Origin of the sequence: Streptosporangium sp. NPDC004379, from assembly GCF_042873875.1 — a bacterium.
Classification (GTDB): domain Bacteria; phylum Actinomycetota; class Actinomycetes; order Streptosporangiales; family Streptosporangiaceae; genus Streptosporangium.
The window spans coordinates 143,014-157,253 of record NZ_JBIAMC010000010.1 but is presented as its reverse complement, the minus strand read 5'-3'; the positions used below and the strand labels follow the sequence as shown (position 1 = coordinate 157,253).

The following is a 14,240-nucleotide window of genomic DNA, read 5'->3' as shown; positions in this document are numbered from 1 at the left end:
CCGGCCGGCGCGCCGCGCGCGGGGCGCCGGCCGGAGGGGATTGTGAACGCCGGAACCCGGTCGTGAACGACGGACGGAGTCTGTGAACAGGGGCTCCGTGCAGCAATCGCTTTCCGTCACCAAATCGTGAAATTTCCTCTTTTGACCAAGATATTGACGGCGATCTCTCCACAGGGTCAAATCCTCTCAGCCCCAGTGCTACCGACGAGTCTCTCCCCTCCGCCGTTCACCATCGCCAGGCGCGCAGCGTGCGTGAACGCGCTCCGGGACTCGCCACCGTGCACCACGGCGGACCACGGACAACCCCCCAAAAAGATCCCGTGGCCGCCGCTCAGCAAAGGAGCACCCGCGTGAAACGCTCTGTCGCGTTTGCGCTCGTTGCCTCGGCGTCAAGCCTCGCCGTGGCACTGTCCGCCCCGTCCGCCGGAGCCGCCGGGCTGATCGCCCAGGCTCCGCCGGCCGCCTCCCCCGACACTCCCGCCCAGGCCGCCGACCGCCTGGTGGAGTCAGAACCGGCGATCCTGCGGGCCTCTCCCAAGGACCGTTTCCTGCGCCACAGCGCTCTCGCCACCAAGGACGGGCTCAGCTACATCGCCTACCAGCGCACCTACGCCGGCCTGCCGGTCTACGGCGGCGACTTCGTGGTCGTGACGAACGCCGCCGGCGGCGTGCTGAGCACGTCGGTCGCCCAGACCGAGCCGCTGAGCGTCCCGACCACCCCGAAGATCGACGCGGCGAAGGCCGCCGAGATCGCCCGGACGCAGATCAGCGACCCCGCCGAGGTGGCCGCGCCGAAGCTCTCGGTGATGGCCCAGGGACGGGGCCGGCTGGCCTACGAGGTCCTGGTGACCGGCGCCGACCGCGGCCGCGAGAGCAAGATGCACGTCTTCGTCGACGCGGTGACCGGTGAGGTCGCCGAGAAGTCGGACGAGGTCAGGGACGGCTCGGGGTCGAGTTACTACAACGGCCCGGTCACCATCGGCACCACCGGCTCCGGGACGTCGTACTCCATGACCGACCCGGCCCGCCCGGGCATCCGCTGCGGCGGCCAGGGCGGCACCGCCTACACCGGTACGGACGACAGCTGGGGCAACGGCTCGGGCACCAACCTGGAGACCGCGTGCGTGGACGCCATGTACGCGGTGGCCCAGGAATGGGACATGCTCAAGAACTGGCTCGGCCGCGACGGCATCAACGGCAGCGGCAGCGGTTTCCCCGCGCGGGTCGGCCTGAGCGACGTCAACGCCTACTGGAACGGCAGCTACACCAACTTCGGCCACTCGCAGGACAACCAGCGCCAGGCGACGCCGATCGACGTGGTGGCCCACGAGTTCGGGCACGCGATCTTCCAGACCACGCCGGGCGGTTCGACCGGCAGCAACGAGAAGGGCGGGCTCAACGAGTCCACCGGTGACGTCTTCGGCGCGCTGACGGAGTTCTACGCCAACGAGCCCGCGCAGTACGACCCGCCGGACCTCAGTGTGGGCGAGGAGGTCAACCTCGTCGGCAACGGCCCGATCCGCTACATGCACAAGCCGTCGCAGATCTCCGGCCACCCCGACTGCTACTCCTCCTCGGTGCCGAACCTGGAGGTCCACGCCGGGGCGGGCGTGCAGAACCACTGGTTCTACCTGCTCTCGATGGGGTCCAACCCGACCAACGGCCAGCCGGTCAGCCCGACCTGCAACGGCACGGCGGTCACCGGCGTCGGCATCCAGAAGGCCGGCCAGATCTTCATGGGCGCGCTGAACCGCAAGACCTCGACGTGGACCCACCAGCTCGTCCGCAAGGCGAGCCTGGAGGCGGCGATCCAGCTGTTCCCGGGTTCCTGCACCGAGTTCAACGCGACCAAGGCCGCGTGGAACGCCGTCAACGTCCCGGCCGCCTCGGGTGAGCCCGCCTCGTGCGGCTCGACGAGCAACGACTTCTCGATGACGCTGAACCCGTCCTCGGCCAGTGTGCAGGCCGGCCAGCAGGCGACCTCGACGGTCGGCACGCAGACCACCTCGGGCAGCGCGCAGAGCGTGACGTTCTCGGCCTCCGGCCTGCCGTCCGGGGCGACCGCGTCCTTCAGCCCGGCGTCGGTGACCTCGGGCGCCTCCTCCACCATGACGATCTCGGTTCCGGCGGGCACCGCCTCGGGCACCTACAACGTGATCGTCACCGGTGACGGCGCCAGCGTGGACCACACGGCCACGTTCACCCTCACGGTCGGCACGTCGGGCAATGTCGTCTTCAGCGACACCTTCGAGACCGACCTGGGCTGGACGGTGAACGCGGGCGGCACCGACACCGCCACCACCGGGCAGTGGGAGCGCGGTGACCCGGCGGCGACCTCCTCGGGTGTGACGCTGCAGCTCGGCACCACCGTCAGCGGGTCCAACGACCTGGTCACCGGCCGGCTGGCGGGCACCGCGGCGGGCGACTACGACGTGGACGGCGGCCTGACGAGCGTCCGCTCGCCGGAGATCGCGCTGCCGTCCGGGACGCTGACGCTGACGTTCTCCTGGTACCTGGCGCACCTGAACAACGCCAGCAGCAGCGACTACTTCCGGGTCCGCGTGGTGAGCGGCAGCTCGAACACCGTGGTGTTCCAGCAGCTGGGCGCGGCCTCCGACCGGGCCGGGGCCTGGCAGACGGCGACGGTGAACCTGTCGTCCTACGCGGGCCAGACGGTCCGCCTGCTGGTCGAGACGGCCGACGCCTCGACGGCGAGCCTCATCGAGGCCGGTGTCGACGACGTGAAGATCACCAAGTCCTGATCCGGCGGTTCCGGCGTGGCGGCCCGTCCGTCACGTGACCGCGACGGCCCCGGTCCCCTCCCCAGGGGCCGGGGCCGCTTCGCGCTCTCCCATCGTCACCGGCCGGCGGGTTCTCCCGAGTCGCCGGACCGGCGGACGGACGTCTCCCGAGACGCCGGGCCGCGCGGTGCGTCCTCACCATCGCGCGGCCCGGCGCTGTGATCCGCCATCACCAACGGTCTCCCTTTACTCACCCCGGAGGGCGCTCCCGGACACCATGATGCCCAAGGAGCGGTAAAGCACACGTAAGCCGTACAAAATGTGCTACCTGGGTCGTACACCGCGCTCCACCCTGAGGCGGAAGGGGACCGATCCGCCCGTACGTATCGTGGGGATGTGTTCGGCAGACTGCACTCCTGGAGCCGGCGGCACCCGGCGGTCGTGGGCCTCCTGTGGCTGACGCCGTTCCTGCTGCTCTCGCTCGTCAACGCGGAGCAGATCCGCTCCGGGAACGTCAGCCCGCTCGGCCGGGACCTCGGTTCCTGGGGGTTCCTCGCGCTCGCGACGGCGCTGGTGGCGCCCCTGTTCTGGATGCGGCGCCGCCCGCTGGCGGTGTTCGCGACCGTCTCGCTGGTCAGCTTCGCCCAGTGGCTCGCCGACGTGCAGCCGCTGTTCTTCAACCTCTCCGTGCTCATCGCCATGTACGGCGTGGCGGCGTACCGCGCGCCGCGCTGGGCGATCGGCGCGCTGCTCACCTCCGAACTGGGCATCTTCCTGGCCCTCGTCCGGCTCCCCGGCGAGTTCGAGGGCAAGCCCTTCGCCAGCGCCTCGGTGTTCGTCATGGCCATCTGGATCACCGGGATCTACACCAGCACCCGCCGCCGCTACCTGGAGGGGCTGGAGGAGCGGGCCGAGCGGGCCGAGCGCGAGCGCGACCAGCAGGCCCGGCTGGCCGCCGCGGCCGAGCGGGCCAGGATCGCCCGCGAGCTCCACGACGTGGTCGCGCACAACGTCAGCGTGATGATCGTCCAGGCCGACGGCGCCGGCTACGCGCTGGGCGGCGGCGACCCCGACACGGCCCGCGAGGCGATGAGGACGATCTCCGCCACCGGACGGCGGGCCCTGGCCGAGATGCGCAGGATGGTCGGCGTGCTGCGGGCCGACGACACCACCGAGGAGTACACCCCGCAGCCCGGCCTCTCCCAGCTCGACGACCTGGTGGCGCGGGTACGCTCCTCCGGCCTGCCGGTGGACCTGCGCATCGCCGGGGACCGCCAGGCCCTTCCCGAGGGGGAGGAGCTGACGGTGTACCGGATCGTCCAGGAGGCGCTGACCAATACCCTCAAACACGGCGGTCCCGGCACGCGGGCCATGGTCGAGATGGAGTACGGCGCGCGCGAGCTGCTGCTGCGGGTGACCGACGACGGCCGCGGCGCCGCGGCCCCCCGCAGCCCGGACGGTCACGGCCTGGTCGGCATGCGGGAGCGGGCCGCGGTGTTCGGCGGGAGCGTCGACGCCCGGCCCCGGCCCGGTGGCGGGTTCCAGGTGACGGCGCGGCTGCCGGTGGGCGAGCCCGCGGCCGGTTGAGCAGAACTGAGCAAAGGCTGATCGAGGGTCGGACGAGAGTCGAGCGAGGAGGTGGGCGGGGCGTGATCCGCGTGATGCTGGTGGACGACCAGGAGCTGCTGCGGACGGGGTTCCGCATGGTGCTCGGGGCCCAGCCCGACATCGAGGTCGTCGCGGAGGCGGGCGACGGCGCCGCGGCGGTCCGGGCCGCGCGGACGACCGGGGTGGACGTCGTGCTGATGGACGTGCGGATGCCCGTCATGGACGGGGTGGAGGCGACCCGGCTGATCCGCGCCGAGCCGGACGGGCCGCGGGTGCTGATCCTCACCACCTTCGACCTGGACGAGTACGCGTTCGCCGCGTTGAAGGCGGGCGCGGCCGGGTTCCTGCTCAAGGACGTGCCGCCCGCCGACCTCGTCAGCGCGATCCGGTCGGTGCACAGCGGCGACGCGGTGGTGGCGCCGAGCACGACGCGGCGGCTGCTGGAGCGCTTCGCCGTACACCTCCCCTCGCCGGGTACGGCGGAGCCGGCGGCGCTGAACGGGCTCACCGCGCGGGAGCGCGAGGTGCTGGTGCTGGTGGCGCGGGGGCTGTCGAACGCCGAGATCGCCGGCCGGCTGGTCCTGGCCGAGGCGACGGTCAAGACGCACCTGGGCCGGATCCTGGCCAAGCTGGGCCTGCGGGACCGGACGCAGGTGGTGGTGTACGCCTACGAGAGCGGCCTGGTCACCCCGAACTCGGCGGGCTGACCCCGCCCGGGGTCCGTGCCCGGGTCAGGCCGGAGCGGGTCAGGCCGGAGCGGGTCAGGCCGGAGCGGGTCAGGCAGGAACGAGCCGGTCGGGCACGGAGCGGTCGGGCACAGGGAGGGTCACGCGGGGCCGGGTCGGCCGAACGGCCGATGCCGGGCTACTCCGGCGGTGGGAAACGGCCGCCGCGCGCGAGCCCTCCGGTGGAGGACAGGTCCGTCCCGCAGTCCGATGGCGGGCGTTTCTCCTGGCAATAGCGTTTTCCCGGTAATGAACGCTGTTGTCGCAAGGAGAGTTGACGTGACCCTCACCGGTGGAGAGGTCGGCGCGCGGGGCGCGCGGGAGAACGCGGCGCCCGCCGTGGTCGCGAAGGGGCTGACGAAGAGCTACGGCCGGGGGGACGCGGCGGTGCACGCGCTGCGCGGGGTGGACGTCTCCTTCGCGACCGGCGCCTTCACCGCGATCATGGGGCCGTCCGGGTCCGGGAAGTCCACGCTGATGCACTGCCTGGCGGGCCTCGACACGGTCAGCGACGGACAGGTGCACATCGGCGACGTCGAGCTGACCGGCTTGGACGACAAGCGGCTCACCCTGCTGCGCCGCGAACGGATCGGCTTCATCTTCCAGGCGTTCAACCTGCTGCCGACGCTGACCGCCGAGCAGAACATCCGGCTCCCGCTGGACATCGCCGGACGCCAGGCCGACCGGGACCTGTTCGACCGCGTGGTGGAGACCGTGGGCCTGCGCGACCGGCTCGGGCACCGCCCGGCGGAGCTGTCCGGCGGCCAGCAGCAGCGGGTGGCCGTGGCCAGGGCGCTGATCAGCAAGCCGCAGGTCATCTTCGCCGACGAGCCGACCGGCAACCTCGACTCCCGCAGCGGCGCCGAGGTGCTGGCCTTCCTGCGCACGTCGGTGCGCGAGCTCGGCCAGACGATCGTGATGGTCACCCATGACCCGGTGGCCGCCTCCTACGCCGACCGCGTGGTGTTCCTCCGCGACGGCCTGCTGGTCAGCGAGATCCACCGGCCGACGCCGCAGAGCGTGCTGGACACGCTGATGAAGCTGGAGGCCTGAGGAGATGATCAAGGCGACACTGGCCGGGCTGCTGGCGCACCGGCTGCGCCTGCTGCTCACCTCGCTGGCGATCGCGCTGGGCGTGGGCTTCATCGCGGGCACGTTCGTGCTCACCGACACCATCGACGCGGGCTTCGGTCAGCGGTTCGGCGCGGCGGCCGACAGGATCGACGTCGCCGTGCTGCCCGGCCCCGGCACGGACGGCCGGGAGCCGAAGCGCGTCCCGGCGGCGGTTCTGGAGAAGATCCGCGCCACCGGCGGGGTCGCCGACGCCCAGGGGCTGGTGCGGGGCACCTCCGCCCTGATCGGCAAGGACGGCAAGGCCGCCGGCGACTACCCGACCTCCGGCGTCTCCGTCGTCGAGGGCCCGCTGAACCGCACCGAGATCACCAGCGGCACGGCGCCGAGGACCGACGCGCAGGCCGTACTCGACGAGAACACCGCCAGGACCCGCGGCTTCAAGGTCGGCGACCGGATCACGGTGCTCGACTCGCGCGAGGCCCGGCACGAGTTCACGCTGGTCGGCCTGTTCGACGTCGGCCTCGACCAGGAGCTCGGCTACACCGGCGCGGTCGGCTACACCACCGCCATGGCGCAGCGGATGACCGGGCAGCGCGCCTTCACCGAGATCGACGTCGCGGCCGTCGAGGGCGTCTCCCAGGAGCGGGCCCGCGCGGCGGTCGCCGCCGCCCTGGGATCCGGCTACCAGGTCATGACCGGGGAGAGGTTCGCCGACGACCTGGTGAAGCGGAACGGCGCGGACACCGGGGTCCTCAAGACGGGCCTGCTGCTGTTCGGCCTGGTGGCGATGTTCGTGGCCGCCCTGGTGATCTACAACACCTTCACCATCCTCGTCGCCCAGCGGACCAGGGAGATGGCGCTGCTGCGCTGCATCGGCGCCACCCGCCGGCAGGTCTTCGGCTCGGTCCTGCTGGAGTCGACGGTGGTCGGCCTGATCTCCTCGGCCCTCGGGCTGCTGCTCGGCTACGGCCTGAGCCTGGGAGCGCTCGCCGCGCTGACCTCGTTCGGCGCGCCGCTGCCCACCGGCACGGCACCGGCGCTGTCGCCGCGCACGATCGGGCTGGCCGTGGCCCTGGGCGTCGTCGTCACGGTGGGCTCGGCGCTGCTGCCGGCCCGGACGGCGACGCGGGTCGCGCCGATCGCGGCGCTGCGTTCGCAGGCCGAGGAGCACGTCTTCCGGACCGGCGTCGTCCGGACGGCCCTGGCGGCGCTGTTCCTGCTCGCCGGAGCGGGCGTCACCGCGGCCGGGGTCGCCATGGGCCCCGGCGAGTCCGCGCTGTTCGTCGTCATGGGCGGCGGCACGGTCTTCTTCCTGGGCGTGCTGATCATCGGCCCGGTGCTCGTCAGGCCGCTCGGCGCGCTGGTCGGCTGGCTGCCCGCGAAGCTCGCCGGGGTGCCCGGCAGGCTCGCGGTGGACAACTCCGGCCGCAACCCCCGCCGGTCGGCCACCACGACCGTGGCGCTCACCGTGGGCGTGACGCTGATGACCCTCATCGCCGTCATCACCGGCACCATACGGGTGACCTTCACCGAGCGGCTCGACGAGCAGTTCCCGGTGGACTACCTGGTCCAGCCGCAGGACCGTGACTCCACGATGCCCCGCGCCCTGGGCGAGGGCCTCCGGAAGCGGCCCGAGCTCGCCTCGGTCGCGGCGTTCCGCGAGAAGATCGCCGAAGTCGGGGACCGCGGCGCCGAGTTCCGGGTGGGGACCTTCACCCCGGCGCCGGACTTCCGGCCGAAGCTCGACGAGGGGTCGATCGCCCTGCTCACGCCCGGGACGGCGGTCGTCAACCGGAACGTCGCCACCAGCCTGAAGCTGAAGACCGGCGACCGGATCGGCGTGCGGACCGCCGAGGCCGGCACGGTGAGCCTGCGGGTCGTGGCCACCTTCGACCCCGACTCGGGCGTCCTGCCGCCGGTCACCGTTCCGGCGGGTGACTTCGACCGCTACTTCGGCGCGGTCGGCGACAGTCGGCTGATGATCAACGCCCGGGACGGCGTCGGCGCCGACGTGGGCCGCCGGGTGGTCGAGGCGGCGGCGCGGCCGTACCCGACGGCGAAGGTCGCCAGCGCGGCCGACGTCCGCGGCGAGTTCGAGGAGTCGCTCGACATGATGGTGATGATCATCACCGGCCTGCTGGGCCTGGCGGTGCTCATCTCCCTGCTGGGCATCGCCAACACGCTCTCACTGTCGGTCCACGAACGGACCCGCGAGTCGGCACTCCTGCGGGCGCTCGGCCTGACCCGGCCCCAGCTGCGGCGGATGCTCACCGTGGAGGCGCTGATCCTGGGGCTCATCGGCGCGCTGGTCGGCGTGGGGCTCGGCGTCGGGTTCGGCTGGGCCGCGACGCGGACGATGGCCGACGACGTCGCCTTCCAGGTGCCGGTCACGCAGGTCCTGGCGTTCGTGGCGCTGTCCGGCCTGGCCGGGGTCGTCGCCGCCGTGCTGCCGGCCCGCCGGGCCGCCCGCGCCTCCATCGTCGGCTCCCTCGCCACGGGCTGACCGGCCGCCAACGCGTCCGGGCGTCCGCGAGGGGCGGCGGGCGGCGCGCCGGACGGAGTGCGCGCAGGGAACGGCCGGGGCCGTCCGCGGGGGCGGCGCCCCGGCCGTTCCCTCACTCCCCCGTGTAGAGCCTGCGGAGGTCCACCAACTGGATTCGGCCGTCACCGGAGGCGGCCGCCGTCCGGAGATCGTCGGTGAACCCCGCTCCGCTGAACATGACGAGCACTCCGGGCGCCTGTCCCCGGGCGGCCAGCAAGGAGGCGATCTTCTCAAGCCTGTTCAGGTGGCCGAGACCGACGACGTCTCCCCACTTGATCTCGCCGATGGCGAGCAATCCGCCCTCGGGGTCGAACGCGGCGAGGTCGACCTCGTGTCCCGTGCGCGTGGCCTGGTCATAGACGACTCCCGAGAGGATCCTCGCGGGGAAGCCCCCGAAGGTGTCGTCGGCGGCCATGTTCGACGCCCAGACGCGACACATCCGCTCGAACACCGGCCCGGCGACGTTGCTGAGGAACTTCGGCGCGGACGCCTTCCAGATGCGTTCGGTACGGCCGGGCCGTACCTGCTCCAGCTGCGCCCAGTACGGGCGCATGATCACATGGTAGAAGCGGACCAGCGGCTCGGTGATGCGGTACTCCGACCTGTTGGATCGGAAGGCGTCCGGTTCGGTGACGAGGAGACCCGCGTCCTCCAGGACCGTCAGGTGGTGGGAGATGTCGGTGGCCTTGCGCTCGATCCGGGTCGCTATACCGCCCCGGGTGGCGTTCCCCTCGGCCACGGCGGCGAGAACCGTGTGATAGAGGCCGGTGTCACGGAGGGTCGGATCCTCCGCAAGGAGAGCGCGCACCTCACGGAAGAGGGGGCTCGCCGGATTGAGCACGTGCTCGACGATCCACGCGTCGAAGTCGCCGAGGCTCGCCGGCGCTTCGCCTCGGAGATACTCGGTGCGGTAGGCGGGCGTGCCGCCGAGCACGAAGTACAGCATGGCCGCGAGCCGGTGGTCGGTGATGCCCCAGAACCCGGCGGCCGTCCGGAAGTCGAAGGTCGGCACCACCAGTTCGAGGCCCGCCCTGCCGCGGAGCGGGGCGGCGCCGGTGAGCAGGCCCCCCATGAAGGAGATCGAGGATCCGCACAGCAGGATCCGCGCCCTGGAGGCCAGCCGTTCGGCGCGACGCGGCGACAGCGCCTTCTGGATGACCGAGGGAAGATCCTTGGCCTCCCTGACCAGGTAGGGGAACTCGTCGAGGACGACGGGGAGCGGACGGTCCGCCGCCAGGGCCAGCAGCCCGTCGACGGCCTGCGCCCAGTCGCCGAAGCGGACCGTCCCCGGTGCGCCGGTGTAGGCCGCCACCGCGTCACCGAGCTGCCTGAGCGCCTCCTGTCGTGGCACGGCTTCCGTCGCCGCGTAGTAGAAGCCGCCGCCGGCCTCGCAGAGCGACTCCAAGAGGAAGGACTTGCCCTGCCTCCTACGTCCCGAGACGACCCCCAGGGTGGCGCCCGCACCCTCGTCCCGGGCGAAGCGGGTGAGCTGCCGCCACTCCCAGTCGCGGTCGAACATGTCCGGAGGCTTGTTCAGCCGCACGGGCCCTCCATTTTTAGGAGTACATTTATAAGTATCGTACTCCTAAAAGCAGCGATCTTATCGGAGGCGGGGGCCCGGCCACTGTTCGGCGACCGCCTCGGGGTGGAGCAGCGGCCGGATGGCGAGTTCCCCGGTGTACTTGTCGATCACCACGCAGCCTCCGCCGACGGTGTCGGGCAGCACCCCGGGGTCGTCGGGCTCGGGCTCCGCCGCCCAGGCGACGTAGCCGCCGCCGAAGCCGTGGAGCCGGATCTCCACGGCGGAGCCGGGACGGCGGACGCCGTTGAAGTACTCCTCGGCGATCGCCCTGGCCTGGTCGAGGTTCACGGCCCCTCCTCCGCGTCGATGACATCGATGGGGTTCACAGCCGCCGCCCCTCCGCGTCGACCACCACGCAGAAGACCCCGGCGACCGACCCGTACGGCGGCTCCACCGACATGTGGCCCCGCTGCGCGTCGATCCAGATCACCTCGCCCGAGAAGTTGACCGCGTTCCAGGCGTGGCTGCCGCCGCCCGGCCACCGGTTCATGATGACCGCGCACGATCCGTGCCCGCCGGACAGCAGCGCCTGCGCGATCGGGACGTAGGCCTGCCGCCCCTGCCCGACGTACCGGAAGCGCTGGCCCAGCCACCGCTCGGCGCGGGCCACCCCCCCGGCCTCCCCGGTGAGCAGCGGCTTTCCGGCGCGGTCGTACTCGGGCCGCCGGGGGGCCGCCACCGCGGGCGCGCCGTACCAGGTGGACAGCACCGCCAGCGCGCAGTCCACCGCGTTGGTCGCCCGGAACGGGTCCTCTGCGGGACCGGAGCCGTTGACCAGCCTGATCCACATGCCGCGCGGGTCGGGGAAGCGCCGCGGCACGCCCCGTTCGGTCAGCGGCACCGCCCGCGTCACGTCCTCCTGGGTCTGCGGGTCGGGCATCGCCAGCCCGCCCGCCACGCCGTACGGCCGGCACCGGTCGAGCAGCAGCGGCCGCCAGCGCGCCGGCTCCGGCTCCCGTGGCGGCGCGGCCGGAACCGGGAGCGGCTGCGAGCCGTCCAGTTCGAAGTCGCGCCACCGCCGCCCGTCCGCGGCCACGACGGGGTTGTAGACCCCCTCGGGCAGAAACAACCGCGTCATGCGTCCCCCTCGCCCATCCGTCCGGGCCCGATGCTAGGGCCGCCCCGCCTGCCGCGCGGGGGAGTTGACCAGACCGGCGGGCGAGTTGACCGAACCGGGGGACGCGCACCGGGACGTTCCGCGGCCGGACGGCGACGGGGCGACCTACCGGGGCGTTACCCGCGCCCCCGGCCCGGCGCGCGACGGCGCCGATGCCCCGCGTGGCCCATGTCACCTTCCGTGATGGAAACGATGCCTTCGGTCACAGGTGGTTACTCGATGGTAATAAGCCGTGCGCAAGGCTTTGATCTCCCCTGGACGACCTCCGGGGCCCGCCGTGCCTACCGTGGGACACGAGGTTCCCAGGCCGGGACGGCGTCGGTTGAGGCGGCGGCCCGGCGGTTCGCCGGTCCGGGCCGCACCCGGACCCGAGGGCCGGACGGAGTGATGTCCATGACGATCAGGCACACCCTCTTCACGGGGACGGTGCTCGCCTCCCTGCTCGCCGTCCCGGCGGCCGGGGCCGCCATGGCCGGGACCGCATCGGCCGGCTCCGCCGTGCGGGCCGCCCCGGTCACCGCCCCGGCCCTCACACGGGACGACGGCACCTGCCCGAGCAGGCGCAAGGCCAGCAGGTGCATCAGGCACCGCGGTTTCTCCGCGGTCTCCTACGGACCCGGCCTGGACCGGCCCCGCCCGCCGAAGGAGAAGCGCGGCAGGCCGCCGAAGCCGCCCGGCATCGGATACGGCGACAACCTGCAGCCCGGCGGTCCCGGAGGTCCCGGCGGGATCAACGACTGACGGCAGGGAGTGACCCCATGACGACGATCAAGCATGCCCTCTCGGCGGGGGCGATGTTCGCCTCCCTCCTCGCCGTTCCGGCGGTGGCGCCGGGCGCGCTCGGCGGCCTCCCGGGGCCGGCCGGGCTGCTCTCCACGGTGACCTCGCAGTTCAAGGCCGCCAAGCCCTGCCCGCGGGCCAGGAACTCGGGCAGGTGCCGCGCCCGGCGCCGCGCCGAGGGCCCGGCCCGGACCGGTCCCGTCATCGCCCTGGGCCGTCCCGTGCGGGCCGTCTCGTACAGGCCGTCGTGAGGCCCGCCTGAGGCCGGAAGGCTCAGGTGACGGTGACCGTGACGGCGTGCCAGCCGGTGGCGCCGTCGGGCGTGACCGGGGCCCGCTGGGCGGTCTGGGTGTGGCCGGTGGCGTCCGTGGCCCGCACCTCGATGGTGTGCCGACCCGGGACGGCGTCCCAGTCGTCGACGACCCACTGACGCCAGGTGTCGGCGGTCGGCGCCTCGGCCAGCCTGGCCTGGAGCCACGACCCGCCGTCGACCCGCACCTCGACGGCGTCCACCCCCCGGTGCTGCGCCCAGGCGACACCCGCGATCACGGTACGGCCCGCCGGGACGCTCCCGCCGTCCCTCGGCAGGTCGATGCGCGACTGCGTCTTGATCGGCCCCTTCTCCGCCCACCCCCGGGTCGTCCAGTAGGCCGTGTCCTGGTCGAAGCGGGTCACCTTGATCTCGGTGACCCACTTGGTCGCCGAGACGTACCCGTACAGGCCGGGCACGACCTGACGGACCGGGAAACCGTGGTCGACCGGGAGCGCCTCGCCGTTCATGGCGACGGCCAGCAGGGCGTCGCGGCCGTCGAGGACGACGTCGAGCGGCGTGCCGCAGGTCCAGCCGTCGGCGGAGGTGCTGAGCAGCATGTCGGCTCCGCTCCGCACCCCCGCGTCGCGCAGCACGTCGGCCAGCCGCGCGCCCAGCCAGCGGGCGTTGCCGGTGTAGTGACCGCCGACCGGGTTGGAGACGCAGCACAGTGTGACGTCCTCCTCCACCAGGGGCCGCTTGAGCAGGTCGGCCAGGGTGAGCTCGACCGGCCGGTCCACCATGCCGCCGATCCGCAGCGTCCAGTCGCGCGGATCGACCTGCGGCACGACGATCGCGGTGTCCACCCGGTAGAAGTCGCGGTTGGGGGTGACGAACGGCGTCAGGCCCCTGATCCGCAGATCCGTCCCGGCCGGGAGCGGCTTCGCCGGCACGGCCGGGCGGGGCAGCGCCAGGCCCACCCGGGCGGCGCTCACCTCCGACCGGCCCGACAGCGCCCGGCCGGCCAGGCCGCTCACCCCGGCGACGGCGGCGCCGCCGAGCACGCCGGTCAGCAGCCCGCGCCGGTTCACCGCGTACCGGTCGCGCCCGGCCCGCATGACCGGCGGCCCCGTCTCCTCAGGACGGGCGTCGCCGTCCCGGACGCCGTCGTCCCGGGCGTCACCGTCCCGGGCGTCACCGTCCCGGGTGCCGTCGTCCCGGGTGCCGTCGTCCCGGGCGGCGGAGGCGCGTCTGAGCAGGGCCCGTAGCGCGATCGCGCCCACCGCGACCCCGGCGACGGTGGGGATCGCATCCACCGGGCCGGCATCGGGACGGGTCAGCACGGCGGCCAGGCCGACGACCCCGAAGGCCGCCAGTCCCGCCAGGCCGTACCGGAGGTCCCGGGCGGCGAAGACGCCCACGGCGACGGCGAGGACGGCCATGACGGCGAAGATGCCCGCCAGCAGGACCGGCTTGTCGTTCTCACCGAAGGTCCGGATCGCGAAGTCCTTCAGCCCGGCCGGGGTGAGATCGACGGCGGCGTTGCCGACCGCGAAGACCGGGAAGGCGGACGCCTTCACCAGCCCCGCCGCCAGCAGTGAGACCCCGATCGCCACCGCGCCGGTCACCAGTCCGATCAGCGCCGAGGCCCAGACGGGCAGGCGGTTGTCACTCCTCATGCCTCCGACGCTACGCCCGGCGGCGGGGCCGGGATCTTACGCGCCGATTACGGGACCCGGCCAGGGTGCCTGCGGCCCGGCCCATCCCCCGGACTCCGGGCACGGAACCGCCCACGAGGGAGCGCCCCGGCCGCACACGGAC

At 73.0% G+C, this 14,240-nt stretch carries 11 protein-coding genes; 7 read left to right on the top strand and 4 right to left on the bottom strand.

From position 1 onward, the window contains the following. Positions 1-401: 401 nt before the first annotated feature. The 5 genes from ACFYSC_RS22535 (at position 402) to ACFYSC_RS22515 (ending at position 8,651) form a co-directional block, all read left to right on the top strand. On the top strand, positions 402-2,762 hold the full coding sequence (locus ACFYSC_RS22535) for a M4 family metallopeptidase (RefSeq protein ID WP_389964831.1): 2,361 nt from the start codon (positions 402-404) through the stop codon (positions 2,760-2,762). A gap of 375 nt (positions 2,763-3,137) precedes the next feature. Further along, complete coding sequence (locus ACFYSC_RS22530) at positions 3,138-4,328, top strand: sensor histidine kinase (RefSeq protein ID WP_389964828.1); 1,191 nt, start codon at positions 3,138-3,140, stop codon at positions 4,326-4,328. Between the two features lie 62 nt (positions 4,329-4,390). Next, entirely contained in the window at positions 4,391-5,056 is a 666-nt protein-coding gene (locus ACFYSC_RS22525; RefSeq protein ID WP_389964825.1) for a response regulator, read from the top strand. Between the two features lie 297 nt (positions 5,057-5,353). Next, on the top strand, positions 5,354-6,127 hold the full coding sequence (locus ACFYSC_RS22520) for an ABC transporter ATP-binding protein (protein WP_389964822.1): 774 nt from the start codon (positions 5,354-5,356) through the stop codon (positions 6,125-6,127). Between the two features lie 4 nt (positions 6,128-6,131). After that, a complete protein-coding gene (locus tag ACFYSC_RS22515) occupies positions 6,132-8,651 on the top strand; it encodes an ABC transporter permease (protein ID WP_389964820.1) in 2,520 nt (839 codons plus the stop codon). A 112-nt stretch (positions 8,652-8,763) separates the two neighbouring features. Here the strand turns inward: ACFYSC_RS22515 and ACFYSC_RS22510 are convergent, their stop codons facing one another. From ACFYSC_RS22510 to ACFYSC_RS22500, 3 genes are read right to left on the bottom strand one after another with little or no spacing between them, the layout of a single operon-like run. After that, positions 8,764-10,233 carry an ATP-binding protein gene (locus ACFYSC_RS22510; RefSeq protein ID WP_389964817.1) on the bottom strand — a complete coding sequence of 490 codons (1,470 nt, stop codon included), beginning with the start codon at positions 10,231-10,233 and terminating at the stop codon, positions 8,764-8,766. A gap of 57 nt (positions 10,234-10,290) precedes the next feature. Next, a complete protein-coding gene (locus ACFYSC_RS22505) occupies positions 10,291-10,560 on the bottom strand; it encodes a PepSY domain-containing protein (RefSeq protein WP_389964814.1) in 270 nt (89 codons plus the stop codon). 34 nt (positions 10,561-10,594) lie between these two features. Continuing rightward, positions 10,595-11,350 (bottom strand): toxin glutamine deamidase domain-containing protein, encoded by a 756-nt coding sequence (locus ACFYSC_RS22500; RefSeq protein ID WP_389964811.1) that lies wholly within the window; start codon positions 11,348-11,350, stop codon positions 10,595-10,597. A 432-nt stretch (positions 11,351-11,782) separates the two neighbouring features. Between ACFYSC_RS22500 and ACFYSC_RS22495 the strand changes: the two genes are divergently transcribed. Together ACFYSC_RS22495 and ACFYSC_RS22490 are read left to right on the top strand one after the other, a co-directional pair. Further along, positions 11,783-12,130 (top strand): hypothetical protein, encoded by a 348-nt coding sequence (locus ACFYSC_RS22495; protein WP_389964808.1) that lies wholly within the window; start codon positions 11,783-11,785, stop codon positions 12,128-12,130. A gap of 17 nt (positions 12,131-12,147) precedes the next feature. Continuing rightward, positions 12,148-12,420, top strand: coding sequence for a hypothetical protein (locus ACFYSC_RS22490; protein ID WP_389964805.1), 273 nt, complete (start codon positions 12,148-12,150; stop codon positions 12,418-12,420). A gap of 22 nt (positions 12,421-12,442) precedes the next feature. Here ACFYSC_RS22490 and ACFYSC_RS22485 read toward each other — a convergent pair whose 3' ends face one another. Then, entirely contained in the window at positions 12,443-14,098 is a 1,656-nt protein-coding gene (locus ACFYSC_RS22485) for a molybdopterin-dependent oxidoreductase (RefSeq protein WP_389964802.1), read from the bottom strand. Between the last annotated feature and the right edge of the window lie 142 nt (positions 14,099-14,240).

Bases quoted from the DNA above. Each gene is read 5' to 3' on its own strand.
- ACFYSC_RS22515 (WP_389964820.1), top strand. From the start codon at position 6,132: ATGATCAAGGCGACACTGGCCGGGCTGCTGGCGCACCGGCTGCGCCTG.
- ACFYSC_RS22500 (WP_389964811.1), bottom strand. From the start codon at position 11,350: ATGACGCGGTTGTTTCTGCCCGAGGGGGTCTACAACCCCGTCGTGGCC.
- ACFYSC_RS22495 (WP_389964808.1), top strand. From the start codon at position 11,783: ATGACGATCAGGCACACCCTCTTCACGGGGACGGTGCTCGCCTCCCTG.
- ACFYSC_RS22490 (WP_389964805.1), top strand. From the start codon at position 12,148: ATGACGACGATCAAGCATGCCCTCTCGGCGGGGGCGATGTTCGCCTCC.
- ACFYSC_RS22485 (WP_389964802.1), bottom strand. From the start codon at position 14,098: ATGAGGAGTGACAACCGCCTGCCCGTCTGGGCCTCGGCGCTGATCGGA.